Annotated in this window: 2 protein-coding genes; one reads left to right on the top strand and one right to left on the bottom strand. The window is 77.0% G+C overall.

Features of this window, described 5'->3' with window-relative positions; all coding sequences use genetic code 11:
- On the top strand, positions 1-132 hold a 132-nt coding region (locus OEB99_RS19410), incomplete at its 5' end, for an integrase core domain-containing protein (protein WP_263578960.1).
- Here the strand turns inward: OEB99_RS19410 and OEB99_RS19405 are convergent.
- Positions 129-908: an acetate--CoA ligase family protein gene (locus OEB99_RS19405; RefSeq protein WP_263578956.1), complete on the bottom strand. Its 780-nt coding sequence runs from the start codon at positions 906-908 to the stop codon at positions 129-131. The two genes, OEB99_RS19410 and OEB99_RS19405, sit on opposite strands and share 4 nt — an antisense overlap.
- Between the last annotated feature and the right edge of the window lie 122 nt (positions 909-1,030).

Genomic DNA, 1,030 nt, shown 5'->3' with positions numbered 1-1,030 from the left:
ACCAGCGACGAGACCCGCGCCGCGGCCTACCCTGCCTGGCTACACCACTACAACCACCACCGACCCCACACCGGCATCGGCGGCGCCGTCCCCTCAGACCGCGTTCACAACCTCACGAGGAACTACAGCTAGCCGGGCAGCGACCGGCGCGCGGTGTCGACCCGACCGGCCGGTGCGACCTGCACGTAGGCGGCGAGCACGGCTGCGCCCGCCCCGTGCGGACCGACGACCACCGGGTGCAGCTCGACGCTGCGCAGGTCGGGCAGGTCGTCGGCCATCACGGCCAGCCGGGCGAGCACGTCCTCGAGCGCGGGCACGTCGAGCTCGGGCAGGCCGCGGTAGCCGAACAGGCGTGGCGCGGTGCGCACCGACCGCACCATCTCCGCGACGTCGGCGTCGGACAGCGGCGCGACGCCGTAGCTGATGTCACCGAGCAGGTCGACGGCGTCACCGGCCAGGCCGAACGACACCACCGGACCGAACCGTGGGTCCTCGGTCGAGCGCAGCACGCACGATGCGCCGGTCGGTGCCATCCGTTGCACCCGCCACGGGCCGGCCTCCGGGTGCTGCACCCGCACGGCCGCCATCGCCTCACGCAGCGCGGTCGGGTTCGGCAGGTCGAGCCGCACCCCACCCAGGTCGACCCGGTGCCGCAGGGCCGGGTTCATCGCCGTGAGCGCGACCGGCCAGCCCACGCGCTCGGCGGCGGCCACGGCCGCATCGACGTCGAGCACGACCTCGCTCGGCCACACGGGCACGCCGTAAGAGGCCAGCAGGTCCACTGCCTCGTCCGGGGCGAGCTCGACGGGCTCCGGGTCACCACCGCCACCGACCACGAGCCGGCCCAGCGCAGCGTCGACCAGGGTGCGCGCTGCGGACCGGTCGAGCCCACCGGGGTTCAGGGGCACGCCGTGGTCGGTGGCCCGCCACGCGGAGTACCGGGTCGCGGGCGGGGGGGGGGGCCCGGGGGGGGGGGGGGGGGGGGGGGCGGGGGCGGGGCGGGGGGGGGGCCCGGGGGGGCCCGGGGGGG

It is taken from the genome of Actinotalea endophytica (assembly GCF_025717005.1).
Lineage (GTDB): Bacteria > Actinomycetota > Actinomycetes > Actinomycetales > Cellulomonadaceae > Actinotalea.
The sequence above is the reverse complement of the archived record's forward strand: the minus strand, read 5'-3'. Positions and strand labels throughout refer to the sequence as shown.